Below are 18,131 nucleotides of genomic sequence, written 5' to 3'. Positions count from 1 at the left end.
GCCCGGGGCGCGCCGCGTTCAATGCGATGTCGATGCCGATGCCGCCGCCGGCTGGGTTGCCCCCATCCTGGCGAGCACATGCTCGGTCATCCCACGCGCGAGCTCGGTCTCGCTGATGAACACCGTGCCGACGCCCTCGCTGGTCAGCAGGGCCGCCTCGTCGCCGCTGTTGGTGCACAGCGCGATCTCGATACCGGGATTGAGCGTGCGCGAGATCTCCACGATCTGCCGCACGTCGAAGGTATCGGGCAGCGTCACCACCAGCATGCCGGCCCGCGCGATATGCGCCTGCACCAGCACGATCGGCTCGATCGCGTCGCCGCTCACGGCGGCCACGCCGTTCTCGCGCAGCTTCTCGACCGTCTCGCGGTTCTGCTCCACCACCACGTAGGGAATCCGCCGCTCGTCGAGCGCCACCGCGATGCGCGTGCCGACCCGGCCATAACCGACGATCACGACCTGCCCGGTCAGATGCGTCTGCGGCGTCGACATCGGCAGCGCGGCGAGCGGATCGTCGCGCGACTCGAGGCGCCGCGCGAAGGCCGAATGCTTGCGGATCCACACCAGGGCCGGCTCGATCGCGGCGAACAGGAAGGTGTTCATGGCGATCGAGATCAGCGCGACGGCCAGGATCAGGCTCTGCCCCTCGGCCGACAGCAGCCCGAGCGAGCGGCCCAGCCCGGCCAGGATGAAGGAGAACTCGCCGATCTGCGCGAGGCCGGCGCCGACAGTCAGCGCGGTATTGAGCGGATAGCGGAAGGCCAGCACCAGCGCCACGGCCGCCAGTGTCTTGCCGATCACCACGATCAGCGCGACCTCCAGCACGTGCAGCGGCTGCTCGATCAGGATGCGCGGATCGAACAGCATGCCCACCGAAATGAAGAACAGCACCGAGAAGGCGTCGCGCAGCGGCAGGGTCTCGTCGGCGGCGCGCCGGCTGAACTCGGATTCGCGCATCATCATGCCGGCGAAGAAGGCGCCCAGCGCGAACGACACGTCGAACAGCTTGGCCGCGCCGAAGGCCACGCCCACCGCGGCCGCGATCATGCACAGCGTGAACAGCTCGCGCGAGCCGGTGCGCGCCACCAGCCAGAGGATGCGCGGAAACACCCGCTTGCCGACCACCAGCATCAGCGCGATGAAGGCGGACACCTTCAGGAAGGTGATGCCGAGCGTGCCCCACAGGTTGCCGTCCGGCGCGCCGCCGTGGCCCGCGCCCTCGGGCGAGCCGCCGAGCAGCGCGGCCAGCGGCGGCAGCAGCACCAGCACGAGCACCATCACCAGGTCCTCGACCACCAGCCAGCCCACCGCGATACGCCCGTTGACCGATTCCACCAGCCCGCGCCCTTCCAGCGCCCGCAGCAGCACCACCGTGCTCGCCACCGACAGCGCCAGGCCAAACACCAGCGCCGCGCCGATGTTCCAGCCCCAGGCCAGCGCCAGGCCGCCGCCCAGCACGGTGGCCACCGCGATCTGCACGATCGCCCCGGGCAGCGCGATCTTGCGCACCGCGAGCAGGTCGCCCAGCGAGAAATGCAGGCCGACGCCGAACATCAGCAGCATCACCCCGATCTCGGCCAATTGCTGCGCGAGCGCGAGATCGGCGACGAAACCGGGCGTGCCGGGGCCGATCACGATGCCGGCCAGCAGGTAACCGACCAGCGGCGGCATCTTCAGCAGCGAAGCAAGATAGCCGAACACCATCGCGAGGCCGAAACCGGCTGCAAGCAAAGCGATCAGACTGACGTCATGCGGCATCCGCCCTCCATTCGATGTAAAGGTTTCGAAAGCTTATCAGGATAAGGGAACATCGCCTCGAATGGGGAGGCGGCCGCGAAAAAAAGCGGGGCCAAGTCGGCGGCCGCGCGTGCCTGGCTTCGCGTCAGCGCGCCGGCAGGTGCAGGACTTCGCGGATCGTGGCCTCGAGAATCGGCCAGACCGGGGAATCGAGCACGGCTTCGTCCAGGTGGCCGGCATCGGGCACCACCACGGCGCGGGCCGGGTCGCCGGCGGCTCGCACCCGATCGACGTATCGAGCCGCCAGCTCGGGGGGCGCCACCGCATCGAGCTCGCCCGTGATGGCGATGACCGAGGTGTCATTCGGCAGCATGGACGCGGCCGAGGTGTCCGAGAAAACGTCGGGGCGATTGTCGTCCGGCAAGCCCGTCAACGCGGCGACGTCCACGCCGCACGCCTGGCGGATGGCTTGCGCATCGTGTTCCAGGTCCGGCAGGCCGCCGAGGCTCACGACATCGGGAATCGCCATGGCATGCGCGACGGACAACACGCTGGCCCGCGGCAGCCGTGCTCGCGCGGCGGCCCACAGCGCGAGTTGCGCGCCGGCCGAATGCCCGACCGCCACGACGCGGCGCGTATCGAGACGAAGCGCGGCCGCGCGCGACGCCAGCCAATCGATGGCCGACCCCACGTCCTGATACGTGCCGGGATAGCCGCCCCCGGGTTCGTCGAGCCGCCGGTACTCGACATTCCAGGCCGCGATGCCCTGCGCCGCCAGGCGGGCGCCGATCGCGCGGAATTGCGGCAGGCCGCCGTAGCGGCTTTGCCAGCAGCCGCCGTGAATCAGGATCGCCACGGGAAACGGACCGCGACCGGCCGGCCTGAACAACTCGACGACCTGCGAGGGTGCGGAGCCATAGTGGAACACCAGGTCCGCGGCCGGCCCGCGTACCGCGAGATACGCGGCGAGCGCGATCGGCTGCGCGCACGCGGTGGCGACCGTGCCCGGCAGCAGAACCGTCCAGCCGAGCAGGCACGCGGCCACGCGCATCGCCGCGAGGCGCGTCGACCCGCGCCGATCGCGCCCCGAGGCCACCATCACTGGTCTTTCGACGTCGCGGCGGCCGAGGACGCCGCTGGATCGGGCGCGGCGCGACCCGCCGCGCCGTGCGTCAAATACGGCGTGTTCGACTTCGGCGGCAAGGGACTGGTGGGGCCGGACACCGGGTCCCCGTGGTAGGTCATGCCGGCGGTCGCCGCGCCGTGCGCGTTGCCTGCACCCTGTCCAGCCTGGCTTGCGGTAATGCATGCCGCCCCCATCGCGATTGCGGCGATCGTCATCCGGATCTTCATGTTCGGCTCCTGTTTGCGCCTGGCCGAAACGGCTGGGCAAGCCTGGACAATACGGCCGAGGTTCCACGCCGGATGCATCCGCGATGCCGGCCTGGCCGTATTCAAGGCAATGTCGCGCCCGATCACGCGCTCCCGGCCACTTTCATCAAGACGGAATCGTGCATGAGAAAACAGTCCCTGCGCCTGTTGGCAGGTGCCAGCATCCTGGCAACCGGCATCGGCTGGGCATACCTCCACCCACTGGCCTGGCTCAACGCGATGGTGCCGCGCACCGGCCATACCCGATTCTCCCAGCTCGCCTACGGAGCCGACCCGCGACAGGGCATCGACGTCTACGTGCCGACCGCGAACCCGACGGCGCGGCGCCCGATGGTCGTGTTCTTCTACGGCGGCAGTTGGCAAGGCGGCCTGCGCGCCGATTACCGCTTCGTCGGCCAAGCGCTGTCCTCGCGCGGCATGGTGGTGGCCATTCCCGACTATCGCGTATTCCCCCAGGTCGCGTTTCCCGGCTTCATGGAGGATGCCGCCGCGGCCGTGCGCTGGGCCAGGGACCACGCGGCGGTCTACGGCGCGGATCCGGACCGCCTGTTTCTGGCGGGCCATTCGGCCGGCGCGCAGATCGCGCTGCTGCTGGCGACCGATCGGTCATGGCTGGCCCGCGCCGGCTTGCCGTCGCATGCCCTGGCCGGCGTGATCGGCCTGGCCGGCCCATACGATTTCCTGCCCTTGCGGGACAGCACGCTGGAGCGCATTTTCCCGGCCTCGCAGCGCACCGCGAGCCAGCCCATCGATTTCGTCCGGGGCGGTGAGCCACCCATCCTGCTCGGCGTGGGCATGCGCGACGATATCGTCGATCCGGGCAACACCGAGCGGATGGCTGCACGCCTGCGCGCGCACGGCGATGCGGTCCAGGTGCGCCGATACCCGAGGCTGACGCACGAAATGATGGTGGGCAGCCTGGCCACGCCCCTGATCGCCCTGAAGCGCCTGATCCCGGTCGGCCCGGTGCTCGACGATGTCACGGACTTCGTCGATGCGCACTGATACGGACGGTCGGGCGGCCCGATGCCTGCGCCGTCACTTCGTCGCCTGTCGGCTGTCACGCCGCCGAGCGCATCGCCCGATGCCGACCTCGGCCGCGTCGCGCAAGCCTGCTCGCCATGGCGGGCATCCCGTGGCGCTCTATTGGGTGGTGGGCCAGGCAGCCTGGCTGGCGGCCGTGCATGGGGGCGCGCACGCCGATCCGGTGCCCGGCTGGCTCTGCGCCGCCGGCATGGCGAGCTGGCACCTGTCACGCGCCGCCCGGCCATCGGTGGAAGCCAGCTCGATCCTCGCGGTGACCCTGCTCGGCTGGTGCTGGGACAGCGTCCTGGCCGAAACCGGCTGGCTCGTCTATCCGGGTCATCCGGCCGGCGCCCTGGGCGCGCCGGCCTGGATCGCCGCGCTCTGGGCGATCTTCGCGATCCAGCTCAATGTCGTCTTCGTCCGGCTGCGCGGCCGGCCCTGGCTCGCGGCGATGCTGGGCGCGCTCGCCGGGCCGCTGTCGTTTCGCGCGGGCGCGGCGCTCGGCGCGGTAAGCTTCGCGCCTCCCGCGGCGGCCTTCGCCGCCTTGGCCGCGGGCTGGGCCGTGCTCCTGCCGGCCGCGGTGCAGGTGGCTCGGTATCGCGACGGCATGGCGCCCTTGCCAAGGCAAGCCGGCGAGGAGCAGTGAGCATCCTCGGCACCGGCCTCGCGGCGTTCCGCTAGCCGCGCCGCACCAGCCCCACCAGCATCGCCCCGCCGATCAGGGCGGTGATCACGCCGATCGGCAGGTCGTCGGGCGCGATCAGGATGCGCGCCAGCACGTCGGCCCAGACCAGCGCCAGCGCGCCGCCGAGCGCCGCCATCGGCAGCAGGGCGCCATGCTCGGCGCCGAACAGCCGGCGGCAGACGTGCGGCACCACCAGCCCGACGAAGCCGATCGCGCCGCTGACGGCCACCGCGGCCGCGGTCAGCAGCGAGCAGACCACGAACAGCTCGCGCCGCCGCGCCGAGACGTCCACGCCGAGCGCGGCGGCGGCCACGTCGCCGCTGGTCAGCGCATTGAGCTCGCGGCGGCGGCCCATCAGCAGCAGGCCGCCAGCGGCCAGGCACAGCGCCGGCACCGGCAGCAGGGACCAGCGCGCCAGCCCCAGCCCGCCGAGCATCCAGAACAGCACCGACTGCGCCGCGCGCGGATCGCCGAGGTAGATCAGCAGGTTGGCCAGCGCCATCATCGCGAACGAGACGGCCACGCCCGACAGCAACAGCCGCGAGGAATCGAGCCGTCCCGAGCGCACGCCGAGCAGGATCACCAGCGCGGTGGCGCCGAGCGCGCCGGCGAAGGCGAACGCCGACAGCGTCAGCCAGCCGAAGGCGGCGCCGAACCAGACGGTGGCCGCCACCGCGCCGAGCGAGGCGCCCGAACTGACGCCGAGCAGGTGCGGGTCGACCATGCGATTGCCGGTGGCCGCCTGCAGGGCCACGCCGACCATCGCCAGGGTGGCGCCGACCAGCGCGCCGAGCAGCACGCGCGGCAGGCGGATCAGCCAGACAATGGTATCGATGCCGGGCGCCACGCGCGGCGCCGCGTGTCCGCCGAGATGCGCGAGCAGCACGCGCGCCACCGTGCCCGGCGCGATGGCCACCGGGCCGAGACCGGTGGCGACCAGCATCGAGGCGAGCAGCAGCACGGCACCGAGCCGGATCGCGCGGCGTGCGCGTCGATTGGCGGGCCGCGATGCCGATCGCGTGGCATGGGAAGTCGGGGCGGCCGGAGCGGCGGCTGCCGTTAGCGCCTCCGAGCCTGAAGCAGAGCCTGGAGCCGAGGCAGCAGCGCAATCCGGGCCCGCGCTCAAAACCGAGCCCGAGCCCGAATCCACCCTCGCCGACTCGCCCGCCGCCTCCTCGACGCCCCGCATCGCGCTCACTTCCCGCCCTCGCCAGCGGCAAACGCCGCGGGATGCAGCCCGCGCGCGATCGCCTCCACCGCCTCGGCATTGCGCACGCCCGGCGTCGCCTCGTCGTAGGGAATCACGATGAAGCGCCGCTCGCGCACCGCCGCGAGCCCCGCCAGCGCGGGATTGCTGCTCAGGTAGCGGATCTTCTGCGCGGCCGTCTCGGCGCCGTAGTCGACGATCACGATCGCCTGCGGATCGCGCGCCACCACGCTCTCCCAGCCGACCGCCGCCCAGCTCTGCGCGAGATCGTCCATCACGTTGACACCGCCTGCCGCGCGGATCAACGCATCGGGCATCGCATAACGGCCCGCGGTAAACGGCTTGTCGCCGCCGCTGTCGTAGACGAAGGTGCGCACCGGCACCCGCTTCAGCCCGAGCGCGCGCCCGACCGCCTCGACCCGCGCGCGCATCGCCGCGATCAGCGCGTCGGCGCGCGGCGCGACGTCGAAGATCGCGCCGAGGTTGCGCAGGTCCGCATAGACATCGTCGAACGAGGCCGGCGGGCGCGGCATCACGTGCGAGCAGGATTCCGTCAGCTCGTAGGCGGCGATGCCGAAGCGCGCCAGCGTATCGGGCGTGACGGGCCCGCCCACGCGCATGCCGTAGTTCCAGCCAGCCACGTAGAGATCGGCATCGGCCGCCACCAGCGTCTCCATCGCCGGATACTGGCGCGCCAGCTCGGGCAGGCCGGCCAGTTGGGCGCGCAAGGCCGGCGTGGCGGTCTTCCAGCCGCCCACGCCGGTATAGCCGGCCATGCGATCGCGCAGCCCCAGCGCGAGCATCATCTCGGTCAGGTTCACGTCGTTGCTGACGGCGCGCGCGGGCGCGCGCTCGAAGCTCACCGAGCGATTGCAGCTGCGGACCGTGACGGGATAGTGGCCGGCGGCCAGCGAGGGCGCGGCCGGCAGCAGCGCGCCGGCGCACACGGCGAACGCCGCCGCGCGGCGCGCCAGCAAGAAGGCAATACGGGAACTCGGGTTGGACGGCTTCATGCGGATCGCTCAGGCCTCGTCGATGATCAGGGTGATGCGCGGATAAGCGCCGCCGGGATGCCGGTCGACGATCGCCTCGACGCCGTAGACGGCCCTCAGCAGCTCGGTCGTCAGCACCTCGTCGGGCGTGCCGCTCGCGACGATCTCGCCGTCGGCGAGCACGAACAGCCGATCGCAGAACGCGGCGGCGAGATTGAGATCGTGGATGGTCGCGAGCGTGGTGATGCGCAGCCGTTTCACCAGTGCCAGCAAGGCGATCTGGTGGCGCGCATCGAGATGGTTGGTGGGCTCGTCGAGCATCAGCAGCTCGGGCGCCTGCACCAGCGCGCGGGCCAGCAGCGCGCGCTGCCGCTCGCCGCCCGACAGCGTCGCGAAGGCGCGCGCCTCGGTGCCGGCCAGGCCCACGTCGCTCAGCGCCCGCTCGATGCGTGCGAGATCCTCGGCGGTCTCGCCCTCGAGCATGCGCTTGTGCGGCGTGCGCCCCATCGCCACCACCTGCCCGACCGTCAACCCGAACTCGTCGGGCGGATCCTGCAGCACCACCGCGATGCGCTGCGCGGCACGCCGCGGCGACAAGGTCCAGACTTCCTCGCCGCCGATCTCGATCGCGCCTGCGCGCGGACGCTCGTAGCGAAACGCGCAGCGCAGCAGACTGGTCTTGCCGCTGCCGTTCGGGCCGATCAGCCCGACGAACTCGCCGGGCCGCGCCTCCAGCGCGACGCGGCTGAGCAGCGCGCGCGCGGCGCGCGGTCGGTCGGCGGGCGACCAGTCGAGCGAGCTGATGCGGAAATGGCTCATCGCGCGGCGCGGCTCAGAACTTCAGCGTCGCCGTCACGCCGCCCGAACGCGGCGCGCCGAGCAGCCACTCGCTGCCGCTGTTCTGGCTGGTCTCGACATAGACACGGTTGGTCAGGTTGTGCAGGTAGAGCGACAAGGTCAGGTCCTGGGTGGCGCGCCACGAGGCCGAGGCGTCGAGCAGCGTATAGGAGGCAAGCGGCACCGTGTTGGCGGTATCGCCGTAGCTGCGGCCGACATAACGCAGCCCCGCGCCGGCGCGCCAGCCCGGCGCGAAGGCCCAGTCGAGCCACAGATTGGCGGTCTGCTGCGGGATGTTGATCGGCACCTTGCCGGCACGCGACACGCTCACGCCGTCCACCGATTCGTTGAAGTCGTCGTAGCGCGCGCGCAGGAAGGCCGCGTTCGCGTCGATCGAGATGCCGTGGCCGAGCCTGAAGGCGCCGGTCCACTCGACGCCGCGCGAGGACTGCTTGCCCACCTGGATGGTCTGGCCGGGGTTCTGCGGATCGACGCTGAGGAGGTTGCGCTTGACGATCTGGTAAAACGCCAGCGTCCACGCGCCGCGTCCGCCCGCGAAGGCCTGCTTGAAGCCCGCTTCCCATTGATCGCCGGTCGAGAGGTTGAAGGCGCTGCTGCTCTTGGACAGCGTGATCAGCGAACCCACGCCGTCGGTGCCGGTGGTGTACTGGCCGTACAGCGAGATGTCGGGCGTCAGCGAGAACACCAGCCCGGTGCGCCAACTGGTATGCGCGAAGGTCTTGCTGAACGACGAGGCGGGCGAGCTCGGCGTGGCGAAGGTATCGCGCTGGTAGTCGATGTAGTCGTAGCGCAGGCCCGAGATCCACGACAGCCGATCGCTCAGCTCGATGCGATCCTCGGCGAACACGCCGGCCTGGCGCGTGTGCGTGCGGAACACCGGCACGGTCGCGTCCGGGCTCGAGAACGAGCCGGGATCGAAGCCGAAGGCCGGCACCACCGACTGCCCGTCGAAGGGCGTGTTGCTGGTATCGACGAAGCTCACGTCGTTGAATTCGGCGCCCACCACCAGCCGGTTCTGGCGGCCCAGCAGATGGCCGTCGAAGGTGGTGTCGAGCCGGTCGCCGACCTGCCGCTCGTGATGGCGGATCTCGATGTAGTCGCTGCGCAGCACGCTGCCGTCGCCCTGCAGCGCATAACTTTCCGAATCGCGCCAATGGCGATCGGTCAGCATGCCGTAGAACTGGTTGCGCACCGTGATGCCGGGCGCTGCGCGCCAGGTGGTGTTCAGGCGCGCCCAGCGATCGTAATAGGCGATCGAGGCGTCGCCGACGTTGTAGTTCTGCCGCGCCATGGCGGGATCGAGCACGCCGTCGATCACCGGCACGCCGAAATAGGTCATCGGCTTCTGGCGCGCGAAATCGTAGTCGAGCGTGAACGACAGCGAGGGATTCACGTCGAGCTTCAGCGCGCCGCCCACCGAGGTCAAATGCGACTCGCCGCGCGGCACCCAGCCGTTCTGCCGATCGTCGTTCACATGGAAGCGATACGAGAGCATCGGCCCGAGCGCGCCGGTGGTGTCGAGCGCGACGCGCTTCTGGCCGTAGCTGCCGGCGCCCACCAGCAAGCTGGTCTCGCGCTCGCGCCGAGGCGCCTTGGGCACCACGTTGATCACGCCCCCCAGCCCGCCCTCGCCGTACAGCACCGAAGCCGGCCCGCGCAGCACCTCGATGCGCTCGACCGACCAGGTGTCGACCGGGAAGGTCACCGTGCCCGCGCCCACCAGCATGCGCGTGCCGTCATACAGCGTGGTGATCGATTCGGGACCGCTGAAGCCGCGCACCGATACCGACGTGCCGCCGTTGCCGGGCGCCGCGTTGGCCGCGAAGCCGGCCGCGCGCGTGACGGCATCGAGCACGCTGGTGTCGCCGCGCTCGCGGATCCGCTCGCCGTCGAGCGTCTCGACGCTGGCCGGCGTGTCGAGGCTCGACAGGCCGAGCCGGCTGCCGGTGCCGGCCGGCTTGCTGGGATTGCCGGCATCGGCGGCGGCGCGCGCGGCGCCCACCGAGATGGCCGGCAGCGCCTGGGCCGCGCCGCCGCTGCCGGCGAGTTTCGCGGAGCCAGCGGCACCGGCCGGCGCCGCGTCGGTCGTCGATTTCGAAGGCAGCGCGTCGTCGGCCAGCGCCACGCGCGGCATGCCGAGCAGGGAGGCGATGGCGACCGCGCTCGCGCAGGCGCGACGAGGGGCCGTGCGCGGCGCGCGCGGAAAGACGGAATGGTGATGACGTTTCATGTCCTTGCCTGGATTGGCGTGTGGCAGGTGCACCGCGGATGCGGCGCATGATCCGGCGTGCCGCGTCGGCGGCGGCTCGGATCGTGGAGTCTTGGCGAGCGAGCAAGAACGCGCTGCGGCTCAGGCCAGACGATCCGGCGGCGAAGTCGAATCGGGCGACGCGGCGGCGCCCATCGAGCCAATCAAGGCGGCGGCAATGAAAAAATCGAGGGAAAAATCGACACGGCGCGCGCCAGCACGGCACGCGTCGCGGAATCGGACAGCATGAATCACGCGGAGTCTCCTGGGGTTTCGCGCCCCGTTGGAACAAAACATCAAGGACCAGACGAAGCTCAGGTCTGACTTCCGGCCTGGCCGTCGAGAGACGGCGATCCGGTCACAGTGGCGCGACCGCGCGGGATTTGCACCCGCTTCCGAGCTTGGCGGGCGCCATTCTAGCGTGGTTCGAAATACGCACGGAAGGCATTCGAAATCACTTCCTTATTGGCGACAAGCCTTCGGAACAGCTTTCCAATCTCCGGGAATATGTGCCGCCGTCACGATTGCCGCCGATTCGCCCCGCGCTGGGGCTATGATGCTGGGCCTGCGGCCGCGCGCTGCGGGCGACGTTCCCGCCCCGTTTGCCTCGAGTCGCCGCTCGCGCGCAGGATGGGGCGGCCGCGTGCCGCCGACGCTCGCGCACGCCCCTGCTTCCGTTTTCTCGACATGCACGGCTCGTACAATTTCCTCCTGGTGGTGGTCTCGTTCGTGGTGGCGACGCTGGCCTCGTACACAGCGCTCGACCTGACGAGCCGCATCGCCCTGCTCGGCCGTTCGCCGCAGCGTCATGCCTGGCTGGCCGGCGGCGCGGTGGCGATGGGCACCGGCATCTGGTCGATGCACTTCATCGCGATGCTGGCCTTTTCCTTGCCGATCCCGCTCGGCTACGACGTGCTCGACACCGGCTATTCGCTGGCGCTGGCGATCGTGGTGTCCTGCTTCGCGCTGTTCTTCACCACGCGCGCGCTGGCCACCCGCACCCACCTGGCCATCAGCGGCACGCTGATGGGCTGCGGCATCGCCGGCATGCACTACACCGGCATGGCCGCCATGAAGATGGCGCCCGGCATCGACTACCAGCCCGGCTGGCTGGCCGCCTCGCTGGCGATCGCGATCGCCGCCTCGATCGCCGCGCTGTCGATCGCGCGCCGCCTGCGCGACGAGCAACGCCGCTCGGTGGTGCGCGCGCGCATCGCGGCCGCCTTCGTGATGGCCATGGCGATCAGCGGCATGCACTACGCCGGCATGGCCGCCGCCGACTTCCCGCCCGGCAGCGTCTGCGGCGCGGCGAAAGGCGTCGATTCGACCTGGCTGGCCACCACCGTCACGCTGTTCACCTTCGCGATCCTGATCGTCACCCTGCTGCTGTCGCGCATCGACATGCGCAACAGCCGGCTGGCGCGCGCGGTGTCGAGCCTGAACGGCGAGATCGTGCGGCTCGCCACGCTCGACACGCTGACCGGCCTGCCCAACCGCGGCACGCTCAATGCGCGCATGGTCGAGGCGATCGACCGCGCGCGGCGCCGGCAGACCGGCTTCGCGGTGCTGTTCATGGATCTCGACGGCTTCAAGGCGATCAACGATTCGCTCGGCCATTCGGTCGGCGACCAGGTGCTGGTGAGCTTCGCGCAGCGCCTGCGCGGCTGCGTGCGGGCCGCCGACACGGTGGCGCGCCTGGGCGGCGACGAATTCGTGGTGCTGGTGGAGCCGCTAGTCTCGCCGCAGGATGCGCGGCTGGTGGCGGAAAAGGTGCTGGAGCGCACCCGCGACGGCGCCTGGAGCGCCGACACGCCGCTGCCCGTCACGCCGAGCATCGGCATCGCGCTCTACCCGCGCGACGGCGAGACCGTCGACACCCTGCTCAAGCACGCCGACGCGGCGATGTACGAGGCCAAGCGCGGCGGCCGCGGCACCTACCGCTTCTTCGAGGTCGGCATGAACGATGCCGCGCTGCGCACCCTGCAGATCCAGCAGGCGCTGCACGAGGCGCTCGCCAACGGCTATTTCAGCCTGCACTTCCAGCCGAAGTTCCGCGGCGAGACCCAGGCGCTGACCGGCGCCGAGGCGCTGATCCGCCTGCAGCATCCCAAGCTCGGCGCGCTGGCCCCGCTCGACTTCATCCCGATCGCCGAGCGCTCGGGGCAGATCGTGCCAATCGGCTATTGGGTGGTGCGCGAGACCTGCCGGCAGATCCGCGCCTGGCGCGAGGCGGGCCTGCCGAACATGAAGGTGGCCGTCAACCTGTCGACGCGCCAGCTCGCGCAGCCGGGGCTGGCGGACGCGATGCTGGAGATCGTCGAGGCGCAGCAGGTGGCGCCGCGGCAGATCATCTTCGAGATCACCGAAACCATGGCGATGCAGGATGCCGAGCGCACCATCGTGGCGATCCGCGATTTCCAGCAAGCCGGCTTCGAGATCGCGATCGACGATTTCGGCACCGGCTATTCGAGCCTGGCCTACCTGCAGCGCTTTCGCGTCAAGCAACTCAAGATCGACCGCTTCTTCACCAGCGGGCTGGACCGGCACGGCAAGGAAGGCGCGGCGATCGTGTCGGCCATCATCGCGCTGGCGCATTCGCTGGGCATGGACGTGGTGGCCGAGGGCGTCGAGACCGCCACCCAGCTCGACAAGCTCAACGCGCTGATGTGCGACGAGATGCAGGGTTTCCTGCTCGGCCAGCCGCTGACGGCCGAGGCCTTCGAGCAGTTGATCCGCGAGCGCGCCGGCGCCGGGACCGACCCGGCGCCCGCCTGAGCGGGCCGGCAGCCGGCCGCCCGGGCTTCCATCCAGCCGGGTTCAGGCCGGCTTGCTGGTGTCGTGGTCGAACTCGAGGCGGATGCCGCCCGGTTCGTAGATCATCGTGTGGCGCTTGGGGCCCTTGCCGAGCGGCTCCGGCGCGAACTCGACGCGCACGCCGGGCCATGCCGAGGCGCGCTGGTGGACCTCGTTGAGCGCCGCCTCGCTGGCCACGCGCAAGGCCAGGTGATGCAGGCCGACATTGCGCTTGCGGTCGAACTCGACCGGCGCCTCGCTTTCCTTGAGCTGCCAGAGCGTGAGCACCAGATGGCCGTCCGAGACGAAGGCGGCCGGATAGTCGGGCCGCTCGCCGACCAGCTTCCAGCCCAGGCACTGCACGAAGAAGTCGCGGGTCTGGGCCAGGTCGCGAACGGTCAGGCCGAGGTGATCGATGCCGCAGGTGAGCGCGCTATCTGACATCGCCGGGTTCCTTGCAAAAGAGTCTGATGTGGGGGGGAGCGCGCAAGCGAATCGCAAGCCGGGTGGCGCGTGGCTGGCGATCGACGGCGGCGCGCCGCCCACTATATGCCGGCTGCGTGAATCCTGCCGGCCGCGCCCGGCGCGAGATGCGAAGCGCGCCGCGCGCGGCCGAACGCTTCCGGCGCCGCGCGAGACGCGCGGCGAACGAGGCGGGAGATCGGGGGAAGCAGCGAAGGAGGGAAACGGCGGTCGGCCCGGGATGCCGACGCGAACCGGTCAGGCACGTTGCGCGCCCTCTACAGCGCCTCCTGGCAGAGCACCATCATCCGCTGCACCATGGTGGACGCCTCGTTGAGTTCCATCTCGCTGGTGAACAGCGCCGGCACGCTCGACAGCCGCACCGCGATGCCGGCGCCGAGCAGGTCGCGGCTGGCGATCTTCAGCGCCAGTTGGCCGATGCGCACGCGATCGAGCCAGTCCATCGTGACGCGCTGCTTGTCGAGCCAGCCGCGGCAGCAACTGACCACGTGGTCGATGCGCCATTCCTGCGTCAGCGCATAGGAGGCGGCGGCGATCGCGACCAGGTAGCACAACAGGTCCGGTCTCGCGCTCGCCGTGTCGGTGAATTCAGGTTTCGTCATGCGGTCCGCCTTCGGTGTATTGCTGAACGTCGGCGGTAAGTATGAACGAATGCCGGAAAAACAACCCGGGAATTCGAGGCCGGCGCCAGCGCGCCGCGCGGCGTTCAGCTACCGGGCTTGACCCGTTGTTCGTCGCCGCGCAGCAAGGTGAAGCGATTCTGATCGAACAGATAATAGTAGGTTCCGTTGCCGGTTTCGTTACGGCTGCCATGCACGATCACCAGCTTGCTGTTGCGCCGGAATTCGATCGGCTGGTCGATGTCGACGTCCCAGCAGCAGACCGTAAACGGCAGCCAGACGGTCTCGCCCGTCCTCGCGTCGACCGCCACCGTCATGGTGCAGGACGCGCCGCAGCCCCAGCTGCTCAGCGCGTAATGGCCGGCGAAGTTCGGTTTCTTGCCCGACAGTTCGCGCAGCCGCGCGGCGAACCTGTGGTCCTGCTCGGACTGGATCGTGGTGGCGGCCACCTTGCCGTGCCAGGCCGGCGCCGGGAAGTTGTCGAATTGCGGCACCGGCGCGGGCGCCGGGCTGGCGGCCAGCGCCAGGTTCGCCGCGATACCGAAAACGATCGATGCGACAGCGAAACGAAGACCTTTCATTGCGTTCAATACCAGTGATGTTTTTCCCAGAATTTACGGGCATGCTGCGCGCTGTGATAGCGGCCGTAAATATATCGAAGCCCGCCCTGCGCTTCCTCGACGGCATTACCGAAGGATTTCTCGCCATTCGGATTCAGCGCGTACTGGGCGCGCAACAACTGGAACAGGCCGCGCGCCGTGGAATTCGGATTATGCGAGTTCACCACCCCGCTCGATTCCTGCGCCATGATCCACAACAGGTCGGCATAATCGGTGACGGGCGCCTTCTCGAGCGCGATCGCGTCGCGCAGCGCCTTCTGCGAGGCGGGCGGCACCACCGAGGGGTCGATCGCGACCCAGCCCTGCTTCTTGGGCGGGCGCGGATGGTTCGAATGCGATTTCGACTTCGACTGCGTCGACTGAGTAGCGGTCATGGTGGTTTTCCTGGTATCGCGGCACTCGTCTCGACCCGTCCCCGAAGCCTGTCGAGTCGGCCGACGGCGACTATAAACGCATTGACCATCCAGGTAAATGAAACGGCGTGAAACGGCGTCGATCGAATTCGATTAATCGGTCGAATGCCGCCGTATTTAGTAAAAATTTCCGTCGATTTAATGACGAATTGATTGATCGGTAATTTTCACTGCATTTAAATCGATCGCGCAGCGGCGGATCGATCCGGCGTGCCGGCGCCCGCGGCCGGCCGGAACGAAAACCGCGCACGCCGGTATCATGACCGGCACACGCGAGCGCGCGACGCCGCCCATCGCGCCCCACGAAAACAGCCGGAGACGCCCCCATGCAATCGTTTTCGTTTCAGACCGTCCCCCACATCGTGCTCGAGGCGGGGCTCGCGCGCCGGCTCGGCGAGTTGCTGCGCGAGCGCCACGCCGGCCGCCGCGCCTGCGTGCTCACCGACGCCTTCCTGCATCGCGGCGGCACGCTCGCGCCGGCGCTGGCGAGCCTGGCGCGGGCCGGCTGGGAGGTGCTGGTGATCGACGAGGTGGTGGCCGACCCGCCCGAGGAGGTGGTGCGCGACGCGGCCCGGCGCGCGCGCGAATTCGGCGCAGAGCTGGTGATCGGGCTGGGCGGCGGCTCCTCGATGGACGTCGCCAAGCTGGTGGCCGCGCTGTGCGCGAGCGAGCAGCCGCTGGAGCAGATGTACGGCGTGAACCGCGTCGAGCACGGCCGCCTGCCGCTGGTGCAGATCCCGACCACGGCCGGCACCGGCTCCGAGGTCACGCCGATCTCGATCGTGACCACCGGCAAGACCACCAAGAGCGGCGTGGTCTCGCCGCGACTCTACGCCGATTCGGCCTTGCTGGACCCGGAGCTGACGGTCGGCCTGCCGCCGGCCGCGACCGCCGCCACCGGCATCGACGCGATGGTGCACGCGATCGAGGCCTATACCAGCAAGCGTCTGAAGAATCCGCTGTCGGACCACCTCGCCTGCAAGGCATTGCAATTGCTCACCGCCAACCTGCTGCCGGCCTGCCGCGACGGCCAGGACCTCGCCGCGCGCTCGGCCATGCTGCTCGGCGCGATGCTGGCCGGCCAGGCCTTCGCGAACGCGCCAGTGGGCGGCGTGCATGCGCTGGCCTACCCGATCGGCGGCGTGTTCCATGTGCCGCACGGGCTGTCGAATGCGCTGGTGCTGCCGCATGTGCTGCGCTTCAACGCGCAGGCCGCCGCGCAGCAGTATGCCGAGCTCGGGCAGTTGGTCGGGCTCGAGCCGGTCGGCCCGGTCGAGGAACAGGCCGAGGCCTTCATCGCCTACCTGGTGCGGCTGGCGCGCGACGCGGGGCTGCCGGCCAACCTGCAGGCGGTCGGCATCGACGTCGGCGACCTGGCGGGGCTGGCGGCCGACGCGATGAAGCAGGAGCGGCTGCTGATCAATAATCCCTGCGAGATCGACGAGGCCAGCGCGCTGGAGATCTACCGGCGCGCGTTCGAGCACGTCTACGACGAGGTGCAATAGCCGCCTCGCCCGGCTCCGGAAAGAAAAAACCGCGCGGGACAGCCATCCCGCGCGGTTTTTTTCATGGACCCGGGAGCCTAGTTCGTTAGGCTCGCCGAAGGCCGCGCGAAGTCCGCGCCCGGCGGCGCATCGGGGCGCTTGCCCGGATACGCGCGGCGCAGCTTGGCCACCTGGGCGGACGTCACCGTCGAGCCGGTGTTGCCCCAACTGGTGCGCACGAAGTTCGCGACGTCGGCGACCTCCTGGTCGGACAGGCGCCAGCCGAACGGCGGCATGGTGAAGCTCGACGGCGCCTCGTGCGTGCCGTTCAGCGCTGCGCCTTCCAGCACCACGTGGATCAGCGAGGTGGGATCGGCGCCCTGCACCACCGGGTTGCCGCCCAGCGCCGGGAACACGCGCGTGTAGCCACGGCCGTCGCTGCGGTGGCAGGCCATGCAGTTGTCGACGTAGACGGACGCGCCCGGCCGCTTCGCGTCGCCGGCGCGCAGCGCCTGGGCGGCCGCGTCGTCGTAGGCGTAGGCGGTCTCGCCGCTCGCGCGCGGCGGCAACGACTTCAGGTAGCGCGCGATGGCGCTCAGGTCGGCATCGCTGAGGTACTGCATGCTGTGGTCGACCACGTCGGTCATCCCGCCGAACGCAGCCGTATGCAGGTTGCGCCCGGTCTTCAGGAAACGCACGATCTCCTGCTCGGACCAGGTGCCCAGGCCGGTGCGCGGCTCGCCGCGCAGGCTGGTGGGCACCCAGCCGTCGATCGCCGCGCCGCCGGCCAGGAAATCGCTGCCGTCGGCGTCGCCGAGCGCGCGCTCCTGCATGGTCGGCGCGCGCGGCGTGTGACAGGCGCCGCAATGGCCGAGCCCCTGCACCAGGTAGGCGCCGCGCGCCAGCACCGGATCGGCGTACGAGGCGGCCTCGAACGGCTTGGGCGCCGGCGCGTACAGCTTGCGCCAGATCGCGAGCGGCCAGCGCATCGACAGCGGCCAGACGATGTCCACCGCGCGATTGGGCTGCTCGACCGGCGCCACGCCCTGGCTGAAGTAGGCGTACATCGCGCGCACGTCCTCCTCGCTCAGGCGCGCGTAGGACGGATACGGCATCGCCGGATAGAGCGTGTCGCCGTTCTTGCGCACGCCGGCGCGCACCGCGCGATCGAAGTCCTCGAAGCGCCAGCCGCCGATGCCGGTCTTCGCGTCGGGCGTGATGTTGGTCGAGTAGATCGCGCCGATCGGCGTGTCGAACTTCAGGCCGCCCGCGAAGGGCTTGCCGTTCGGCGCGCTGTGGCAGGCGATGCAGTCGCCGGCGCGCGCCAGGTATTCGCCGCGCTTGAGCAGTTCGGCCCGCGCCGCGTCGTGGCCGGCGGCCGGCGCCGCCACGGCCGATGCCGATGCCGCGAGCGGCGCCGTGGTCACGCCCGACGAAGCCGGCACCGGCTTCACCGCCACTGCGGCCTGGTTCGCGCCGAGCGCGGGCCAGGCCAGCGCCGCCGCGGCGGCCACCACGCCCGCCGCCATCGCCACGCGCCACGCCGCGGCACGCGGGCTCCTCGAGAAGATGC

Annotated in this window: 17 protein-coding genes; 4 read left to right on the top strand and 13 right to left on the bottom strand. The window is 70.3% G+C overall.

Annotation, left to right across the window (positions count from 1 at the left end; translation table 11 throughout):
* Positions 1–18: 18 nt before the first annotated feature.
* From BM43_RS04055 to BM43_RS41500, 3 genes are all read right to left on the bottom strand, one after another.
* Positions 19–1,758, bottom strand: coding sequence for a cation:proton antiporter domain-containing protein (locus BM43_RS04055; protein WP_036056757.1), 1,740 nt, complete (start codon positions 1,756–1,758; stop codon positions 19–21).
* 124 nt (positions 1,759–1,882) lie between these two features.
* Positions 1,883–2,836, bottom strand: coding sequence for an alpha/beta hydrolase family protein (locus tag BM43_RS04050; RefSeq protein ID WP_036056758.1), 954 nt, complete (start codon positions 2,834–2,836; stop codon positions 1,883–1,885).
* Entirely contained in the window at positions 2,836–3,090 is a 255-nt protein-coding gene (locus BM43_RS41500; protein WP_036056759.1) for a hypothetical protein, read from the bottom strand. Before BM43_RS41500 ends, BM43_RS04050 begins: the two co-directional genes overlap by 1 nt.
* A gap of 99 nt (positions 3,091–3,189) precedes the next feature.
* Between BM43_RS41500 and BM43_RS04040 the strand changes: the two genes are divergently transcribed.
* Positions 3,190–4,134 carry an alpha/beta hydrolase gene (locus BM43_RS04040; protein ID WP_370448952.1) on the top strand — a complete coding sequence of 315 codons (945 nt, stop codon included), beginning with the start codon at positions 3,190–3,192 and terminating at the stop codon, positions 4,132–4,134.
* Between the two features lie 79 nt (positions 4,135–4,213).
* A complete protein-coding gene (locus BM43_RS04035) occupies positions 4,214–4,801 on the top strand; it encodes a DUF2878 domain-containing protein (protein ID WP_042286006.1) in 588 nt (195 codons plus the stop codon).
* Between the two features lie 31 nt (positions 4,802–4,832).
* Here the strand turns inward: BM43_RS04035 and BM43_RS04030 are convergent, their stop codons facing one another.
* The 5 genes from BM43_RS04030 to BM43_RS41255 form a co-directional block, all read right to left on the bottom strand.
* Complete coding sequence (locus BM43_RS04030) at positions 4,833–5,801, bottom strand: FecCD family ABC transporter permease (RefSeq protein WP_370448951.1); 969 nt, start codon at positions 5,799–5,801, stop codon at positions 4,833–4,835.
* A 233-nt stretch (positions 5,802–6,034) separates the two neighbouring features.
* The gene (locus tag BM43_RS04025) at positions 6,035–7,060 is read right to left on the bottom strand and encodes an ABC transporter substrate-binding protein (RefSeq protein WP_042286009.1); all 1,026 of its coding nucleotides are present in this window, start codon (positions 7,058–7,060) and stop codon (positions 6,035–6,037) included.
* Between the two features lie 9 nt (positions 7,061–7,069).
* Positions 7,070–7,858 (bottom strand): ABC transporter ATP-binding protein, encoded by a 789-nt coding sequence (locus tag BM43_RS04020; protein ID WP_013689829.1) that lies wholly within the window; start codon positions 7,856–7,858, stop codon positions 7,070–7,072.
* 13 nt (positions 7,859–7,871) lie between these two features.
* Entirely contained in the window at positions 7,872–10,127 is a 2,256-nt protein-coding gene (locus BM43_RS04015; RefSeq protein ID WP_036056762.1) for a TonB-dependent receptor, read from the bottom strand.
* Between the two features lie 120 nt (positions 10,128–10,247).
* The gene (locus tag BM43_RS41255; RefSeq protein WP_155296531.1) at positions 10,248–10,400 is read right to left on the bottom strand and encodes a hypothetical protein; all 153 of its coding nucleotides are present in this window, start codon (positions 10,398–10,400) and stop codon (positions 10,248–10,250) included.
* A 432-nt stretch (positions 10,401–10,832) separates the two neighbouring features.
* On the opposite strand from BM43_RS41255, the gene BM43_RS04010 reads away from it, so the two are divergent.
* On the top strand, positions 10,833–12,920 hold the full coding sequence (locus BM43_RS04010; RefSeq protein WP_036056763.1) for a putative bifunctional diguanylate cyclase/phosphodiesterase: 2,088 nt from the start codon (positions 10,833–10,835) through the stop codon (positions 12,918–12,920).
* Between the two features lie 42 nt (positions 12,921–12,962).
* On the opposite strand, the gene BM43_RS04005 is transcribed toward BM43_RS04010, so the two are convergent.
* The 4 genes from BM43_RS04005 to BM43_RS03990 all read right to left on the bottom strand — a co-directional run bounded on the left by BM43_RS04005 (position 12,963) and on the right by BM43_RS03990 (position 15,035).
* The gene (locus tag BM43_RS04005) at positions 12,963–13,382 is read right to left on the bottom strand and encodes a VOC family protein (protein ID WP_036056764.1); all 420 of its coding nucleotides are present in this window, start codon (positions 13,380–13,382) and stop codon (positions 12,963–12,965) included.
* A 296-nt stretch (positions 13,383–13,678) separates the two neighbouring features.
* Positions 13,679–14,023 (bottom strand): hypothetical protein, encoded by a 345-nt coding sequence (locus BM43_RS04000; RefSeq protein ID WP_036056765.1) that lies wholly within the window; start codon positions 14,021–14,023, stop codon positions 13,679–13,681.
* 104 nt (positions 14,024–14,127) lie between these two features.
* Positions 14,128–14,622 (bottom strand): hypothetical protein, encoded by a 495-nt coding sequence (locus tag BM43_RS03995; RefSeq protein ID WP_025102184.1) that lies wholly within the window; start codon positions 14,620–14,622, stop codon positions 14,128–14,130.
* A 5-nt stretch (positions 14,623–14,627) separates the two neighbouring features.
* Entirely contained in the window at positions 14,628–15,035 is a 408-nt protein-coding gene (locus BM43_RS03990) for an aggregation-promoting factor C-terminal-like domain-containing protein (RefSeq protein WP_013689823.1), read from the bottom strand.
* Positions 15,036–15,400: 365 nt separating this feature from the next.
* Here BM43_RS03990 and BM43_RS03985 point away from each other — a divergent pair, with 365 nt between their 5' ends.
* Positions 15,401–16,579, top strand: coding sequence for an iron-containing alcohol dehydrogenase (locus BM43_RS03985; RefSeq protein ID WP_036056766.1), 1,179 nt, complete (start codon positions 15,401–15,403; stop codon positions 16,577–16,579).
* 77 nt (positions 16,580–16,656) lie between these two features.
* On the opposite strand, the gene BM43_RS03980 is transcribed toward BM43_RS03985, so the two are convergent.
* Complete coding sequence (locus BM43_RS03980) at positions 16,657–18,087, bottom strand: c-type cytochrome (RefSeq protein ID WP_042286022.1); 1,431 nt, start codon at positions 18,085–18,087, stop codon at positions 16,657–16,659.
* Positions 18,088–18,131 lie beyond the last annotated feature (44 nt).

The sequence above is a fragment of the Burkholderia gladioli genome (assembly GCF_000959725.1).
In the GTDB taxonomy this organism is placed as follows: domain Bacteria; phylum Pseudomonadota; class Gammaproteobacteria; order Burkholderiales; family Burkholderiaceae; genus Burkholderia; species Burkholderia gladioli.
This window is presented reverse-complemented; position numbering and strand designations above follow the sequence as displayed.

Excerpts from the sequence above, each read along its gene's own strand:
- BM43_RS04055 (WP_036056757.1), bottom strand. The coding sequence starts at position 1,758 with ATGCCGCATGACGTCAGTCTGATCGCTTTGCTTGCAGCCGGTTTCGGC.
- BM43_RS04050 (WP_036056758.1), bottom strand. The coding sequence starts at position 2,836 with ATGGTGGCCTCGGGGCGCGATCGGCGCGGGTCGACGCGCCTCGCGGCG.
- BM43_RS41500 (WP_036056759.1), bottom strand. The coding sequence starts at position 3,090 with ATGAAGATCCGGATGACGATCGCCGCAATCGCGATGGGGGCGGCATGC.
- BM43_RS04035 (WP_042286006.1), top strand. The coding sequence starts at position 4,214 with ATGCCGACCTCGGCCGCGTCGCGCAAGCCTGCTCGCCATGGCGGGCAT.
- BM43_RS04025 (WP_042286009.1), bottom strand. The coding sequence starts at position 7,060 with ATGAAGCCGTCCAACCCGAGTTCCCGTATTGCCTTCTTGCTGGCGCGC.
- BM43_RS04020 (WP_013689829.1), bottom strand. The coding sequence starts at position 7,858 with ATGAGCCATTTCCGCATCAGCTCGCTCGACTGGTCGCCCGCCGACCGA.
- BM43_RS04015 (WP_036056762.1), bottom strand. The coding sequence starts at position 10,127 with ATGAAACGTCATCACCATTCCGTCTTTCCGCGCGCGCCGCGCACGGCC.
- BM43_RS04010 (WP_036056763.1), top strand. The coding sequence starts at position 10,833 with ATGCACGGCTCGTACAATTTCCTCCTGGTGGTGGTCTCGTTCGTGGTG.
- BM43_RS04005 (WP_036056764.1), bottom strand. The coding sequence starts at position 13,382 with ATGTCAGATAGCGCGCTCACCTGCGGCATCGATCACCTCGGCCTGACC.
- BM43_RS04000 (WP_036056765.1), bottom strand. The coding sequence starts at position 14,023 with ATGACGAAACCTGAATTCACCGACACGGCGAGCGCGAGACCGGACCTG.
- BM43_RS03995 (WP_025102184.1), bottom strand. The coding sequence starts at position 14,622 with ATGAAAGGTCTTCGTTTCGCTGTCGCATCGATCGTTTTCGGTATCGCG.
- BM43_RS03990 (WP_013689823.1), bottom strand. The coding sequence starts at position 15,035 with ATGACCGCTACTCAGTCGACGCAGTCGAAGTCGAAATCGCATTCGAAC.
- BM43_RS03985 (WP_036056766.1), top strand. The coding sequence starts at position 15,401 with ATGCAATCGTTTTCGTTTCAGACCGTCCCCCACATCGTGCTCGAGGCG.
- BM43_RS03980 (WP_042286022.1), bottom strand. The coding sequence starts at position 18,087 with ATGGCGGCGGGCGTGGTGGCCGCCGCGGCGGCGCTGGCCTGGCCCGCG.